Here is a 15850-nt window from a genome sequence, read left to right as displayed (position 1 = left end):
GCACTCATGCCGGAACTCCCTGAAGTCGAAACCGTGATGCGTGGTATGCAGATCGCTCTGCAAGGCCACGAAATCAGCGATGTCATTCTCCGCCGCCCGGATCTGCGATGGCAGATTCCTGCCGATTTTCGTGATTCCGTTGCCGGGCAGACCGTCACTGGCTTCCGCCGCCGTGGGAAATATATTCTCATGCGGCTGTCGAATAATCTTTCCGTCGTGCTGCATCTGGGCATGTCGGGACGCATTATTCTCGATTCTCCGACCACTCCCGCGCTGCATGAACACGTCACCTTCATCACGGCGCATGGACGGCGCTGCGGGTTTGTTGACCCACGCCGCTTCGGGATGCTGGACCTCGTGCCCACCGGGCAGGAAGAGCGGTATAAATTTCTCGCCAGCATGGGGCCGGAACCGCTGGAGCCCGCGTTTACGGGGGCTGTGCTTCATGCGGCCTTTAAGGGCCGAAAATCTCCGATCAAAACGGCGCTCCTGGACCAGAAAATCGTCTCGGGTCTGGGCAATATTTATGTCTGCGAAGCGCTGTATCGCACGGGCATTCATCCTCAGACTGCCGCAGGCTCCCTGAAACCTCAGGAAACAAAGCGGCTGGTTCAGGCCATTAAGGATGTTCTGAATGAAGCGATTGCCGCAGGTGGCTCAAGCCTGAAAGATTATGTGCGCCCGGAAGGCGGTCTGGGCTATTTTCAGCATGCCTGGCGCGTTTATGGACGCAAGGGACAACCGTGCCCGGACTGCCCCGGACCGCCAGCCTGTGCTGGGGTCGAGCAGATCACACAGGCGGGCCGCTCCACCTTTTTCTGCCCCTTACGGCAGAAAATAAGGTAAAATTACCTCTATAATGAGGGAAGCGGCTTGACTGTGGATACCGCTGTGGATTACAGCACCGCTACATCTTTGCAGCCACCCTGGCATTGCCGGGCTGCTACCATTTCTTTTGTGCTGGATAAAATAGAAACTCATGGCGAATATCGCTTCAGCGCGTAAGCGCATCCGGCAGACCGCAAAGCGGACTGCTCGTAACACAGCCCGCAAGTCTCGCATGCGCACCTTCATCAAGAAGGTCGAAACTGCAATTGCTGCTGGCAACCATGACGAAGCTCGGGAAGCTCTGCGCGTTGCTCAGCCGGAACTGCAGCGCGGCGTGATCAAAGGCGTTGTGCATGCAAACACCATTGCACGCAAAATTTCCCGCCTGTCTGCTCGTGTGAAGTCTCTGGCAACCGCCTGAGACCTTCAGGCTGCATCAGCAGCCTTTAGACACATGCGTTTTGTAAAGCCGAATCATCCTGGGGTGGTTCGGCTTTACTTTTGTGTAGCCCCCGCATGGCATGGCAGAGATGAGGGCAAGAGCACAGAGATTTTCATTGCTCCTCCCTCGGTCGTGCTTTAATTCTGGCAGCTAGTCTCCACCCTTGGGAGAGCGTCTTTTTCGCGCTCCTGCGCCGCATTTCATAGCGGCAGTGTAGGCCCGCCGGAAGCCCGGCTGCCTGGTGGCCGTGCAAGCGGCCCCCTTATCGAAAATCACGCGCGGCTGGCCGCGTTTATGACCGCTCGGGAGCGTAGATGACAATCGGAGTGGACGATGACGAAAGGGCTTTCCCCCAAGCTGAGGATGGCAAGGCGCTTGAGGAATCGTGGTTACAGATCTGTTCAAGGCTGAAAGGGGAAGTCGGGGAGGTTGAATACCGTACCTGGCTGACCAAGATTGCGCTGGGGCCTGTGGATGGTGATGAGATTACACTCCTCCTTCCCACCCGCTTTCTGCGTGACTGGGTGCGGAGCCAGTACGGTGACCGGCTGAGCGAATTGTGGAATCAGGTTCTGCCCACCATTCGCCGGGTAGAGCTTCAGGTCGCACGCCCCGGTGACCCGGCGGCACCGCCGCTTGCGCTCGCCACCGAAGACGCCCCTGTTGCTGCCCCCAGCATCGAAGTTGAAGAAGCCCCACGCAGCGCGCCCGAAGTGCGGAGTGACCTCGTCACCACGCTGGATACCCGCTTTACGTTTGATACGTTTGTGGTGGGGAAACCCAATGAATTTGCCTATGCCTGCGCACGGCGTGTGGCCGAAAAGCCGTCCAGCGTCGGTTTCAACCCGCTCTTTCTCTATGGCGGAGTAGGCCTCGGCAAAACACATCTGATGCATGCCATCGGCGCGGAACTGGTGCAGAGCGGCAATGTCTCCGTTGCCTATATGTCCGCTGAAAAGTTCATGTATCGTTTTATTGCGGCCATCCGGTCTCAATCGACCATGGAGTTCAAGGAACAGCTGCGCTCCGTAGATGTGCTGATGATTGATGATCTTCAGTTCCTGATCGGCAAAGACAACACGCAGGAAGAATTCTTCCACACCTTCAATGCGCTGGTGGATGCCGGGCGGCAGATTGTGGTGTCGGCGGATAAATCGCCATCTGATTTGTCCGGATTGGAAGATCGTCTGCGGACCCGGCTGGGCTGCGGCATGGTGGCGGATATTCATGCCACCACGTTCGAGTTGCGTATTTCCATTCTTGAATCCAAAGCTGCTGCGTCGGGCGTAGTTGTGCCCGGTAAAGTTCTGGAATTTCTTGCGCATAAGATCACATCGAACGTGCGTGAGCTTGAAGGTGCCCTCAATCGTCTGATTGCGCATGCCAATCTGTTTGGTCGTCCGGTAACGCTGGAAGCCACGCAGGACGTTCTGCATGATATCCTCAAGGCGCATGATCGCCGGGTGACGATTGAGGAAATCCAGAAGCGGGTGGCCGAGCACTGGAATATCCGCCTAACGGATATGTCCTCCGCCCGCCGTGCCCGCGCCGTTGCTCGCCCACGGCAGGTGGCGATGTATCTGGCCAAGCAGCTCACCAGCCGCTCTTTGCCCGAAATCGGCCGCAAATTTGGCAACCGTGACCATACAACCGTCATGCACGCCGTCTCACGCGTTGCGGAGCTGATGGAGCGTGATCCCGCTTTTGCAGAGGATGTCGAACTGATGCGTCGGATGCTGGAAAGCTAGACCGACAGGTGCCTGCACTCTCACGCAGGGGAGGTAGGCACTCAAAGATTGACTGCACCGTTACTGCTGTTAGTTTTCAACAGGATAGATCCCGGCCCGCCTGAATTCCTGCGTGGGGCCGGTCATGCAGGAAAGAGGCATAGATGAAGTTTTCAGCTGAGCGCGCAATACTGCTCAAAGCTTTGGCGCACATCCAGAGTGTTGCTGAAAAGCGTAACACCATCCCCATTCTTGCCAACGTTCTGATTCAGGCGGCGGACGGGCGACTGAGCCTGAAAGCCACCGATATGGAAATCGAGGTGGTGGAAGAAATTCCGGCGACCATCAAGCGGGATGGTGCAACCACTGTTCCGGCGTCGGTTCTGTATGAAATTGTCCGTAAACTGCCGGACAGCGTGGAAGTGGAGCTGGATCAGGCCGACAGTGAAGGGCCGCTGCTGCTCCGTGCAGACCGCTACTCCACGCGCCTGAACGTGCTGAGCGTTGACGATTTCCCGTCCATGGGCACGGGCGATCTGCCGTGTCACTTCAAAGTCGGGGCAGGGGTGCTGCGCTCCCTGATCGACCGGACGCGGTTCGCAATCTCCACCGAAGAAACGCGCTATTACCTGAACGGTATCTTCTTCCATGCCGCTGACACGGATGCCGGAAAACTGCTCCGCGCCGTTGCGACCGACGGACACCGTCTGGCACGCGTGGAAACGGAACTTCCCGCAGGTGCGGAAACCATGCCGGGCGTGATTATTCCACGCAAAACGGTGGCGGAGCTGCGCAAGCTGATTGATGAAGCGCCTGAAGAAATTGAAGTTGCCCTCTCGGAAACTCGTGTGCAGTTCACGGCTGGGCCGGTCATGCTAACTTCCAAGTTGATTGACGGGACCTTCCCGGAATATGACCGCGTGATTCCGCTTAACAACAAGCGTATTCTGCGGGTTGGCAAAAAAGACTTCTCGAATGCAGTGGCTCGTGTGGCAGCCATTAGTCAGGAGCGGTCTCGTCCGGTTAAGCTGGCGCTGGAACCCGGTCTGCTGACTCTCTCCGCCAGCAGCCCCGAACAGGGCGTGGCTACGGAAGAGCTGGACAAGACCCGGATTTCCTATGATGCAGAAGCACTGGAAATCGGCTTTCAGGCCCGTTATCTGAACGACATTACCGATCAGGTGGAAAAGGACGTTGAGTTCGCGTTTTCTGACAGCTCAGCCCCCACCATCGTCCGTGATGTCGATAGTCCCTCAGCACTGTATGTGCTGATGCCGATGCGCGTTTAAGACAATAGGCGTCTTTCTGAGCCTTATCGGGTAAAAAGTGGCTCAGCTTCTTAAACTGACCCTTTCCGAATTTCGTAATTATGAGCGTCTGGTGTGGTCACCAGACGCTTCTCTTGTTGTGCTCACCGGCGAGAACGGGAGCGGCAAAACCAACCTGCTTGAGGCCCTTTCTCTCCTCACACCGGGGCGTGGGTTGCGAGGTGCACCTTTAGCACAACTGGGCCGCGACAACGCAGCAAGCTGGGGCATTTCCGCCCGCTTTTCCTTTGACCAGGACGTTCTGGAACTCGGCACTGGCATGGCTGGGGCAGGAGAGTCCGCACGCCGCGTCTATCTGCTGAATGGCCAGCAGGTCCGCAATCGTGATGCGCTGGACGATACGCTCTCTGCTGTATGGATCACGCCGCAGATGGACCGTCTCTTCAGCGAAGGTGCATCCGGCCGACGACGCTTTCTTGACCGGCTGGTCATGGCTGTCACCCCGCACCATGCGCGCGAACTGTTAGCGTATGACCGCGCTATGACGCAGCGGAACCGCCTGCTGCAAACCCGTTTTTCTGAGGCTTCATGGTTGAGCGGGCTGGAAGCCTCCATGGCCCGTCATGGCGTGGCCGTTGCGGCTGGCCGGCGCGAGATGGTGCAACAGCTCTGCCTGTTTGCTCAGTCCAGTCTGGGCGCCTTTCCCGGGGTGAATGTTACTTTGCTTTGTAGTGTAGCAGACCAGCTTGAACACAATCCTGCGCTGACTGTGGAAGACTGGCTCCGTGAGCAGTTTGCGGCCAATCGGCAGCAGGACAGGGAGCGCGGGCGGGCCACCTTTGGTGTGCACCGCACAGATTTCCGGCTCTCCGACTTACAAACCGGCCTTCTGGCGGCCTCTGCCAGCACAGGCCAGCAAAAGACCCTTCTGATGGGCACAGTGCTGGCCCATGCCCGACTGGTGGAAGATTATCGTGGCATGCCGCCTGTCCTGTTGCTGGATGAGCCGCTGGTGCATCTGGACCGCAATCGACGCGGCTCTTTGCTGGAAATTGTCAAAGACTTCCGCACCACCGTGATCCTGACCGGAACTGACGAAGCACCTTTTGAGGATTTACGGGCGCAGGCTCGATTTGTCGCACTAAAACATGGAGAATTTCTCGGATAAATCGAGAAACAATCCCATAAAAGAGAGCTTCCAATCTGGTCGGACTGCGCTGGCCGGAGTATAAGACAATATCAGGTCCTATTCTTCTTTTCCGGAGTACCGTTACCATATGACAGACCTTTCTCAGCCCACACCATCCACCGGAATGGAAGAGTATGACGCCGCGTCGATCTCTGTGCTGAAAGGGCTAGATGCCGTCCGTAAGCGGCCAGGGATGTATATCGGTGATACCGATGACGGCTCCGGCCTGCACCACATGGCGTTTGAAATTATTGATAACGCTGTTGATGAAGCCCAGGCTGGCTACGCAACCCGTTGTATTCTGACCCTGAATGCCGATGGTAGCGTAACAGTGCGGGATAACGGCCGCGGCATTCCAACGGACATGCATACCGAAGAAGGGATCAGCGCGGCAGAAGTCGTGCTGACACGCCTGCATGCCGGCGGCAAGTTTAACCAGAATTCCTACAAGGTTTCCGGTGGTCTGCACGGCGTGGGTGCCGCTGTGGTAAATGCCCTTTCTGAATCCATGGAAGTGCGCATCTGGCGTAACGGGCAGGAGCATGTCATCCGCTTCCGCCATGGTGAGCGGGAAGGGCCTCTGGAAGTCGTCGGCCCGTCTGACGAAGAACGCGGCACACAGGTCACTTTCAAACCCAGCGGCGAAACCTTCCCCAGAACAGTTTTCGATTTTGCCATTCTGGAACGCCGCCTGCGTGAGCTCGCCTTTCTGAACTCTGGCCTCGAAATTGTTCTGCGCGATGCACGCACAGAAGACGTTCGGGAAGAAATTTTCTTTTATGAAGGCGGTCTGGAAGCCTTTGTAGAGTGGCTTGACCGCTCCCGCACCCCGATTGTCACGCCGCCCATTACGGGCAGCATGGAAAACCCGGATAACGGCATCAAGGTGGAGTTCGCTCTGAGCTGGAATGACAGCTTTCACGAAACGATGTTGTGCTTCACCAACAATATTCCCCAGCGTGACGGGGGAGCCCATCTGGCTGGGTTCCGGCAGGCGCTGACGCGTATTGTCGGCAAATATGCGGAAAGCATTGCCAAGAAAGACGCGCATTCTCTGGTGGGTGAAGATATGCGTGAAGGCCTGACGGCTGTTCTGTCCGTCAAAGTGCCGGATCCGAAATTCTCATCCCAGACCAAAGACAAGCTGGTCTCATCCGAAGTGCAGCCAGTGGTGCATGCGGCCGCGGCCGATATGATTGGCCATTGGTTTGAAACGCACCCCAAGGAAGCCAAGATTGTTGTCGGCAAGGTGCTGGATGCGGCCTCTGCGCGTGAAGCTGCTCGTAAAGCTCGTGAGCTGACGCGCCGGAAAGGCGTGCTGGACATCTCCTCACTGCCCGGCAAGCTGGCTGACTGTCAGGAACGTGACCCCTCTAAAGCTGAAATCTTTATCGTTGAGGGTGATTCCGCTGGCGGGACCGCAAAGCAGGGGCGTGACCGCCGTTTTCAGGCGATCCTTCCGCTTAAGGGGAAAATCCTCAACGTGGAACGCGCCCGGTTTGACCGGATGCTCGGCTCTGCGGAAATCGGCACGCTGATTACCGCACTGGGTACCGGCATTGGTCGCGGCGAGGCCGATCAGGGCGGGTTCTCTATCGACAAGCTCCGTTACCACCGCATCGTCATTATGACTGACGCTGACGTGGACGGCTCCCATATCCGTACACTGCTCCTGACCTTCTTCTTCCGTCAGATGCCGGAACTGATTGAACGCGGCTATCTCTACATCGCTCAGCCGCCGCTCTACCGTGCCAAACGTGGCAATGAAGAACGCTACCTGAAAGACGATGCCGCTCTGGAGCAGTATCTTCTGGATAAAGCTCTGAATAACGCATCCTTTGTCTATGCGGACGGCAAGGTCGTTTCCGGGGCTGATCTGGAAGCTGATCTGCCGTTTATCCGGCAAGCGACGCAGGCTATTGCTCGTCTGTCCAACCGCGTGCCGAGCTGGATTATTGAGCAGGCAGCGCTGGCTGGCGCTCTGACGTCTGATCTGGAAACGCTCCAGCAGCGCATTCCTGACCTTCAGAAGCGTCTGGATGCCGCTTCGGCTGAAAATGAACGCGGCTGGAAAGCTGTTGCCAGCACCGATGGTCTGGAACTGGCCCGTAGCGTGCGTGGCGTTGGGGAAGTCTACCGGATTGATCCGAACATGCTCGCAGGCGGCGATGCCCGCTGGCTCACCAACCAGCTGGATCGTCTGGTGCGTGAGTTCGGCACCGGTGTCAGTCTGCGTCTGGAAAGCACAGACCTTCCTCTGAAAGGGCCTTCCGAGCTCTATACGCGTCTGCTGGCACAAGGGCGGCGTGGTCTTGCCATTAACCGCTTTAAAGGGCTGGGCGAAATGAACGATGAACAGCTGTGGGAAACCACGCTGGATCCGGCCATGCGCACCCTGCTTCAGGTTAAAGTCGGGGACGTTGAAGAAGCCGGACAGGTGTTCACCACCCTGATGGGTGATGTGGTGGAACCCCGTCGTGACTTTATCGTTGGTAACGCTCTGAAAGTTGCCAATCTGGACGTGTAAAGCAGCAGTCTTTCATTCTTGCATTCTTTTATAGGGAGCCCTACGGCTCCCTATTTTTTGCGTTCTTCTTGCAAACGCATTTGCGATCAGAGGCGATGGCGACTGCATGACGCTACGCCCCTCATGATAGATCACGCCTGAAACAAAAGCCGTGCCGGTACAGTGGTGACCAACCAGTGCTACCCTTGAGGCCCCCCACAAAATTATAGTTCGGCAAGTCTTTGGAAATCCGACACCACTAAGAGCCGATCAGGAAGACAGGGGTTGAGTGGGAAGAGATCTGACCCGGCTATCTAGGCGAACTATGGAAATATCTGACTGATCCCGCCACCAGAACCTAACCGCGCGCCCAATCAATCGCACCGCCAAAATGAAGCCACACAACAAAAAAGAGCGGAAAGCTGGCCAGCTGACCTGCTTTCCGCTCTTCAAACGCGACAGCTGCCGAGCTGGCAACTCGTGAGTAGGTATTAGCCGCCGGCTTTGATCAACCGGTCAATCTCGCGGAACTGTTTCAGCAGGGCCGGAAGAGTTTTGATGGGCAGCATGTTCGGGCCATCGCTCGGAGCACGGTCCGGGTCTTCATGCGTTTCAATAAACAAGGCCGCCACACCAATCGCCAACGCAGCGCGGGAGAGAATAGGGGCAAATTCCCGCTGCCCGCCTGATGAACCACCCAAGCCACCCGGCTGCTGCACGGAGTGTGTGGCATCATAGACAACGGGATACCCTGTCTGCGCCATAATGGGCAGACCCCGCATGTCGTTAATCAGCGTGTTGTAGCCAAAGCTGGTTCCACGCTCACAGAGCATGATCCGCTGGTTGCCCGTAGAGGCAATTTTAGCCGCCACGTGTTGCATGTCCCACGGGGCAAGAAACTGGCCTTTTTTGACGTTCACAACAGCGCCCGTCTTGCCCGCAGCCAGAAGCAAATCTGTCTGGCGGCACAAAAACGCCGGGATTTGCAGAACATCAACAGCTTCCGCAACCGGAGCACACTGCTCCGGAGCGTGAACATCCGTCAGGACCGGAATGTTCACGCTGTTACGGATATCTGCCAGAATAGTCAGACCATCCTTCATACCAACCCCTCGGGCGCTGGACAGGCTGGTGCGGTTGGCTTTGTCAAACGAGCTTTTGTAAATCAGCCCGATATTTGCCACAGCACATAATTCTTTCAGTGCGACTGCCGTTTCCATGGCATGAGCCGCGGATTCAATCTGACACGGTCCGGCAATCAGCACAAAAGGCTGATCATTCCCGACTGTCAGAGACTGAAGCTGAAAGTTATGTGCTGCAGCGTGCGTCATGCGCGGCGGGCCTTTTCCAGTGCTGCGCCGACAAACCCGGAAAACAGCGGGTGCGGTGCAAAGGGGCGGGACTTGAGTTCCGGATGATACTGCACCGCCACAAACCACGGATGATCCGGATACTCGACCACTTCTGGCAGAATCCCATCGGGAGACAGGCCAGAGAATTTCAGCCCGGCTTTTTCAAGCTGGTCCTTGTAGTGAATATTCACTTCATAACGGTGACGGTGGCGCTCACGAATGTTCGTCGTGCCATAAATTTCTGCAGCACGAGAGCCTTCCACCAGCGTTGCCGGATAAGCGCCAAGCCGCATGGTGCCGCCCAGTTCTCCGCCTTCACTCCGGCGCAGGCGCTCGCTACCACGCGCCCATTCCGTCATCAGACCAACCAGCGGCTCATCAGCTTCACCAAATTCGGTGGAAGATGCATTGGGCAGACCTGCGAGATTACGAGCGCATTCGATCACTGCCATCTGCATCCCGAAGCAGATGCCAAGGAAAGGAATACCGCGCTCACGCGCAAAACGCACTGCTGCAATCTTGCCTTTGGAACCACGCTCACCAAATCCACCGGGCACCAGAATGCCATGTGCGGTGGACAGGCGCTCCAGAGCTTCCGGAGACTCTTCCAGTGTTTCAGCTTCCACCCAGTCCAGCTTCACTTTCGCACGGTGCGCAATGCCACCATGCAGCAGAGCCTCGTTCAGAGACTTATAGCTGTCGAGCAGGGCCGTATATTTCCCAACCACGGCAATGCGAACATCGCCATCCGGACGACGGATGGCATCCACAATTTTCTCCCAACCGGACAGGTCAGGTTCTTCGGTGTGAGGCAGACCGAAATAGCGCAGAACCTCGGTATCCATGCCTTCAGCATGATAGGCGAGGGGGCAGGAGTAGATAGTATCGACGTCCCGCGCAGCAATCACAGCCTCGGGGCGGACGTTACAGAAGTTGGCAATCTTGCGGCGCTCGGTGTCCGGAATAGCGCGGTCACAGCGGCAGAGCAGGATCTGTGGCTGAATGCCGACATTCTGCAGTTCCTTGACGGAATGCTGCGTCGGCTTGGTCTTCAATTCCCCAGCAGACGGGATCCACGGCAGCAGCGTGAGGTGGACCACCATGGTCTGATCCGGACCAAGGTCATTGCGCAACTGACGAATAGCTTCAAGGAACGGAAGGCTTTCAATATCCCCAACCGTGCCACCAATTTCGACCAGCACGAAATCCACATCATCCGTATTGGCAACTACGATGTCCTTAATGGCATCGGTAATGTGCGGGATGACCTGCACCGTGGCCCCAAGATAGTCCCCGCGGCGTTCGCGCGCGATGACATCGGAATAGATCTTACCGGTGGTGGTGTTGTCTTCCTTGGTGGCATTGACGCCGGTGAAGCGTTCGTAGTGGCCCAGATCAAGGTCTGTTTCGGCCCCATCGTCGGTCACGAAAACTTCCCCGTGCTGATACGGGCTCATCGTGCCGGGATCGACGTTCAGATAGGGGTCAAGCTTACGCAGGCGGACTTTATAGCCGCGCGACTGCAGGAGTGCAGCAAGAGCCGCTGACGCAATGCCTTTCCCAAGAGAGGACACCACACCGCCGGTGATAAATACGAAACGGGTCATGAACAGACTTCCTACACGGACAAAGCCGGGTGGGTAAAGATGGACACAAAAATTCCTCCGCAGCTTTGTGCAAGCGCAGAGGAATAAAGACTCTTTCTCTCTCCGGCTCCGGGAAGGAGGGAGAGAGTGGGAAACATGTTACTGTTTGGACGGTGCAGGAGCCGCCGGCGGTGCGGCAGGCTGAACAGGCGCTGTAACGGCGGCCGGAGCAGGGGGCTGAGCCAGAATGTCATGCCCGGCACCGGTGGATGACCCACGGTTCAGAATCGCCAGCACCAGAGAAAGCAGCATGAACAGCCCGGCTAGCACTGCCGTGGTGCGCGTCAGCAGGTTGGCCGTGCCACGGCCGGACATGAATGCCCCCATGCCCTGACTGCTGCCAATGCCGAGGCCGCCCCCTTCACTGCGCTGGATCAGCACAGTGCCAATCAGGGCTATGGTCACGCAAATATGCAGAATCAGCAGGGCTGTGGTCATGTCGAGTTCCCGATAAAGTGCGGAAATCAGGCAGCAGAAGCCGCGCCGATAATGGATAGGAATGCCTCTGCATTCAGGCTGGCACCCCCTACAAGGGCACCTGCTACATCTGCAATCGACAGAATGGAAGCCGCATTCTTGGCATTAACGGAGCCACCATACAGAATCCTGACGGTTTTGCCAGCCTCGCCAAACTGACGAACCAGCTCTTCGCGCAGGAATTTCATGGTTTCGGCAATTTCGTCCTCTGTTGCTGCACGACCTGTGCCAATGGCCCAGATCGGCTCATACGCCAGAATACCGGAGAAATTGTCGGGCAGGGAGCCTTTGATCTGCCAGCCCAGCGTGTCGAAATGCTCACCGCTTTCACGCTGATCTTCCGTCTCACCAATACAGACAATGGGGGTCAAGCCGGCTTTTGTAGCCGCAACCGCTTTCTCACGCACGGTTTCATCCAGCTCACCATGTTCCTGGCGCCGTTCGGAATGGCCGAGAATAACGTAGGAGACGCCAAGGTCCGTCAGCATGGCGGGAGAAATATCCCCGGTATGCGCGCCGGAGACATCCTTGTGGCAATCCTGCGCGCCCAGAGCGATGGGAGAGCCTTTCAGCTTGTCTGCCAGCAGCGCGAGCTGCGTGAAGGGCGGGCAGGTTACAATATCCGGCACAGTCGCCGGGAGCCCTGCCAGCAGAGCTTCCACAAGCGCCTGCGAATCACGGCTGGTGCCGTTCATCTTCCAGTTGCCGACGATAATCTGTCTGGTCATACGCCTCGTCCTTCCGTGCTGCCTGTGCCCGCATCATCGTTGCGTCACTGAGGCCGTCGGAACAGGCTAAACCATACACTCGGGCTGTGGGGCAAGATGCTGTGTGCGTGTTTCGGTCCTTACCGGGTCGTTACCGCTGGTCAAGAGCGACTGGTCCGCTTATGGTGCCGCGCCCGGGTTTGCCCGTGGCATGATGTTCTGTCTCAACGGATCCTTGGGTTCATGATTTCCTATCTGCGTCGCGTTTTTGTTGAATCCTGGCTTGGGCGTGTCTGCGCCATCGTCATCTTCCTCGCTTTTATTGGCTGGGGTGTGGGGGATGTGCTCGGCTATATGGGCACAGAAACCGATGTGGTGGCCAAAGTGGGCCAGCAGCGCATCAGTTCGGCTGATCTGGGGCAATCTCTGCAAGGAGAAATGCCGACCATCGCCAAACAGATGGGCGTTTCGGACCCGGCACAGGTACCCCCTGCCATGCGCCAGCAGATTGCCTATCAGGTTCTGCAGCGGCTGATCGGGCAGGCTGAACTGCTGGAAGCCGCGCGCAAGCTAAAAGTGTCCGTGCCTGATTCGGCTGTGCGGGATGAAGTGTTCTCGCTGCCTTACTTCAAGGGCGCGAATGGCCAGTTTGACCGGAATATTCTGAACGCGCGCCTGCGGGAACGCGACATTCCGGAACAGCGCTTTCTGACGATGATCCGTGATGATCTTGCCAGCCGCACCATGTTGCAGCCCATCGGGCAGGCGGCCAGTGTGCCTGACACGATTGCAAAACGCCTGTCTGACTTCGGGCTGCAGACGCGCACGGTTGATCTGATCCGTATCCCCTTTGTTGAGCAGCCGACGCCGGCGACCCCGGATGATGCCGTCCTGCGCCGCTATTATGCGAACCATCTGAACGACTTCCGGACGGCGGAACTACGTCATGCCCGCGTTGTCGTGCTGTCTCCCGCGACGGTCGCAGACACTATCACCATTGATGAAAAAGATCTGAAGCGCGTCTATGATGAAGAGAGCGACCGCTATCACGTGCCGGAAACGCGCGATGTGCAGGTTGTAACCATGCCGGATGAAGCGCAGACACGCGCTGTCGCCGATGTCTGGACAAAAGGCGCTGACTGGGCAGCTGTGCAGGCCGCAGCAAAAGGTGGCGCATCCGTTGAAATGCCCGGTGCGCGCCCGTCCACCATTCCATCTGAAAGCCTGAGCAAAGCGGTCTTTGCGGCACCTCTTAATCAGATTCAGGGGCCGTTTAAATCTGACGGTGGCTGGGTTGTTCTGCAGGTCACAAAGGTGACCCCGCCGAAAGACACCCCTTTTGACGTGGCGAAAAAAGAGATCCTTCAGCAGTATCGTGATGCGAAAGGCCCGTCTGTTGTTGGCGAACGCAGCCGCCAGCTGCAGGATGCCATGGCAGGCAACGGTCTGGACGCCATTCCGACCGACATCGGGGCTGCTGCTGCGGCAGGCACGCTGGATGCCAACGGCAACACGCAGGATGGCACCCCGGCACCGCTTCCGGCTTCCGGCAAGCTGCGTGACGCCATTGTGCAGCAGGTGTTTGCACAGACCAAAGGCGCAAAACCGAACCTGACGGAAGGGCCTGACAATAGCTGGTATGCCGTTGAAGTCGACAGCATTACACCGGCTGCGCAACTGACTTTTGAACAGGCGAAAGCCAACGTTCTGGCCGCATGGCAGGCCGAAGCCCGCAAGCATGCAGCGGACGAACAGGCCACAGCGCTTTACACAGCAGCACAGGAAAAAGGCGGCCTCGCCAATGTTGCTGGTGCTGGCGCACCGATCGTGAAAGGGCTGACTTTCTCACGCGCTGCACCGAACAAGGCCATCCCCTCGGAACTGATGGAATACCTGCCACGTATGAAAGCAGGCCAGTCTGTGATGGGTGAGGATGCTGGCGAGTTCATCGTGGCAACCGTCACAGCTGTTTCCACGCCCAACCCGATGGCGGATCTGGGTGCTTACCAGCGCCTCAAAAGCGCTCTGGCGCAGTCCACCGGGGACGATCTCGTAGCCTCCTATGTGGAAGCCCTGAGCAAACGCACCCCGCCTGTTATTAATCAGCGGGCAGTGACAGCGACGTTGTCCTCCCTTGGGTTTGATGGAAGCACGACCCCATGAGCGTTACGGCACGGATTGCAGCCTCACCTTCACGCGAGGTCTGCCAGAAGGCATGGAAGGCCGGAAAGCCATCCATCGTTTTTTCCGTAGAACCTGCTGATCTGCTCACGCCGGTTTCCGCCTATATCCGTCTTGCAGGCTTTGACGGCGGCACAGGCCGCCACACCCTGCTACTGGAAAGTGTTGAAGGTGGCGTGTCCCGTGGGCGCTATTCGGTCATCGCGCTCAAGCCGGATCTGGTCTGGACCTGCCATAACGGGCAGGTCACGGTGGATGAAAGCCCGGCACAGCCAGATATCACGGTGCGCACTGTTGACGGGAAGGCACTCGACTCTCTGCGTCAGTTGATCCGTGAGACGCAGCTTGATCTGCCCGCCGGTCTCCCGCCCATGATTGCCGGACTATTTGGCTATCTGGGCTATGACATGGTACGGCAGATGGAGCATCTGCCCGATGCACCGCCCGATGATCTGAACCTGCCGGAAGCGATCATGATGCGCCCCGGCCTGTTCGCGGTTTTTGATACGGTCAGTGACGAACTCATTCTTGCTGCGCCGGTCCGGCCAGCAGCAGGAGAAGATGCCGGAGACGCGTGGGATAAAGCGCACGCACTTCTGGCCCGTGCTCGCACCTGCCTTGCTGGTGCACTGCCCGCTATGCCGAAAGCAAATCTTCCAGCAGCATTTGAAGCGCCGCACTCAACATTCTCTCGTGAGGAGTTCTGCGCGGCTGTTGAGAAAATTCAGGATTATATTGCCGCAGGGGACGCCTTTCAGGTTGTGCCCAGCCAGCGTTTTTCCGCCCCCTTTACGCTGCCGTCTCTGGCCCTTTACCGCTCACTCCGCCGCATCAACCCGGCTCCGTTCCTGTTCCATCTGGATCTGGGCGCGTTCTCGCTGGTCGGCTCCTCGCCTGAAATTCTGGTCCGTCTGCGGGAAGGGACCATGACGGTCCGACCACTGGCCGGCACACGCCCACGCGGCAAGGATGAGGCTGAGGATCTATGGCTGGAACAGGATCTGCTGGCAGATGAAAAAGAACGTGCCGAGCATCTGATGCTGATCGACCTCGGGAGGAATGACGTCGGCCGCGTCTGCCAACCCGGATCAGTAAAGGTCACGGAACGGTTTGTGATTGAGCGTTTCAGCCACGTCATGCACATTTCTTCCAATGTGGAAGGCACCATTCAGCCGGATCTGGAAGCGCTGGATGCTCTGATTGCCGCATTCCCGGCAGGCACCCTCACAGGCGCTCCGAAAATCCGCGCCATGGAAATCATTGACGAAGTTGAACGCAGCCGCCGCGCAACCTACGCAGGCTGCATCGGATATTTTGGGGCAGGGGGCGATATGGACACCTGCATCGGGCTGCGCATGGCTGTTGTTAAAGACGGCATGATGCATGTGCAGGCCGGGTGTGGCGTGGTTGCCGATAGCGTGCCTGATCTGGAATATGAGGAAACACACCACAAAGCACGTGCCGTTTTCCGCGCAGCAGAAGAAGCCATTCACTACGCCACACAGGATAAAGGCTGAGTTCTTGCTC

Annotated in this window: 12 protein-coding genes; 8 read left to right on the top strand and 4 right to left on the bottom strand. The window is 57.6% G+C overall.

Going from position 1 to position 15850, the window contains the following annotated elements:
• The first annotated feature begins 6 nt into the window (after positions 1–6).
• The 6 genes from mutM (at position 7) to gyrB (ending at position 7981) form a co-directional block, all read left to right on the top strand.
• Complete coding sequence (gene mutM, locus ACHQGU_RS07235; RefSeq protein ID WP_395496316.1) at positions 7–846, top strand: bifunctional DNA-formamidopyrimidine glycosylase/DNA-(apurinic or apyrimidinic site) lyase; 840 nt, start codon at positions 7–9, stop codon at positions 844–846.
• Positions 847–979: 133 nt separating this feature from the next.
• Positions 980–1249, top strand: coding sequence for a 30S ribosomal protein S20 (gene rpsT, locus ACHQGU_RS07230; RefSeq protein WP_043552691.1), 270 nt, complete (start codon positions 980–982; stop codon positions 1247–1249).
• 335 nt (positions 1250–1584) lie between these two features.
• Positions 1585–3018: a chromosomal replication initiator protein DnaA gene (gene dnaA / locus ACHQGU_RS07225; protein WP_395496315.1), complete on the top strand. Its 1434-nt coding sequence runs from the start codon at positions 1585–1587 to the stop codon at positions 3016–3018.
• A gap of 143 nt (positions 3019–3161) precedes the next feature.
• Entirely contained in the window at positions 3162–4286 is a 1125-nt protein-coding gene (gene dnaN, locus ACHQGU_RS07220; RefSeq protein WP_395496314.1) for a DNA polymerase III subunit beta, read from the top strand.
• 37 nt (positions 4287–4323) lie between these two features.
• Positions 4324–5433, top strand: coding sequence for a DNA replication/repair protein RecF (gene recF, locus ACHQGU_RS07215; protein WP_395496313.1), 1110 nt, complete (start codon positions 4324–4326; stop codon positions 5431–5433).
• Positions 5434–5542: 109 nt separating this feature from the next.
• Positions 5543–7981, top strand: coding sequence for a DNA topoisomerase (ATP-hydrolyzing) subunit B (gene gyrB / locus ACHQGU_RS07210; RefSeq protein ID WP_062248840.1), 2439 nt, complete (start codon positions 5543–5545; stop codon positions 7979–7981).
• A gap of 470 nt (positions 7982–8451) precedes the next feature.
• Here gyrB and kdsA read toward each other — a convergent pair whose 3' ends face one another.
• The 4 genes from kdsA to tpiA all read right to left on the bottom strand — a co-directional run bounded on the left by kdsA (position 8452) and on the right by tpiA (position 12163).
• Entirely contained in the window at positions 8452–9291 is an 840-nt protein-coding gene (gene kdsA / locus ACHQGU_RS07205) for a 3-deoxy-8-phosphooctulonate synthase (protein WP_395496312.1), read from the bottom strand.
• Positions 9288–10919, bottom strand: coding sequence for a CTP synthase (locus tag ACHQGU_RS07200; RefSeq protein ID WP_062140330.1), 1632 nt, complete (start codon positions 10917–10919; stop codon positions 9288–9290). The genes kdsA and ACHQGU_RS07200 overlap by 4 nt, the downstream gene beginning before the upstream one ends.
• Positions 10920–11057: 138 nt before the next feature.
• Positions 11058–11396, bottom strand: a complete 339-nt coding sequence (gene secG, locus ACHQGU_RS07195) for a preprotein translocase subunit SecG (RefSeq protein WP_043552680.1) — start codon at positions 11394–11396, stop codon at positions 11058–11060.
• 26 nt (positions 11397–11422) lie between these two features.
• The gene (tpiA, locus tag ACHQGU_RS07190) at positions 11423–12163 is read right to left on the bottom strand and encodes a triose-phosphate isomerase (protein ID WP_043552678.1); all 741 of its coding nucleotides are present in this window, start codon (positions 12161–12163) and stop codon (positions 11423–11425) included.
• Between the two features lie 222 nt (positions 12164–12385).
• On the opposite strand from tpiA, the gene ACHQGU_RS07185 reads away from it, so the two are divergent.
• Entirely contained in the window at positions 12386–14305 is a 1920-nt protein-coding gene (locus ACHQGU_RS07185; protein WP_395496311.1) for a SurA N-terminal domain-containing protein, read from the top strand.
• Entirely contained in the window at positions 14302–15840 is a 1539-nt protein-coding gene (trpE, locus tag ACHQGU_RS07180; RefSeq protein ID WP_395496310.1) for an anthranilate synthase component I, read from the top strand. The genes ACHQGU_RS07185 and trpE overlap by 4 nt, the downstream gene beginning before the upstream one ends.
• The last annotated feature ends 10 nt before the right edge of the window (positions 15841–15850 follow it).

The sequence above is a fragment of the Acetobacter sp. KSO5 genome, assembly GCF_044094635.1.
Lineage (GTDB): Bacteria > Pseudomonadota > Alphaproteobacteria > Acetobacterales > Acetobacteraceae > Acetobacter > Acetobacter cerevisiae.
Note: the sequence above shows the minus strand (reverse complement) of the source record. Positions and strands in the feature narration are given on the sequence as shown.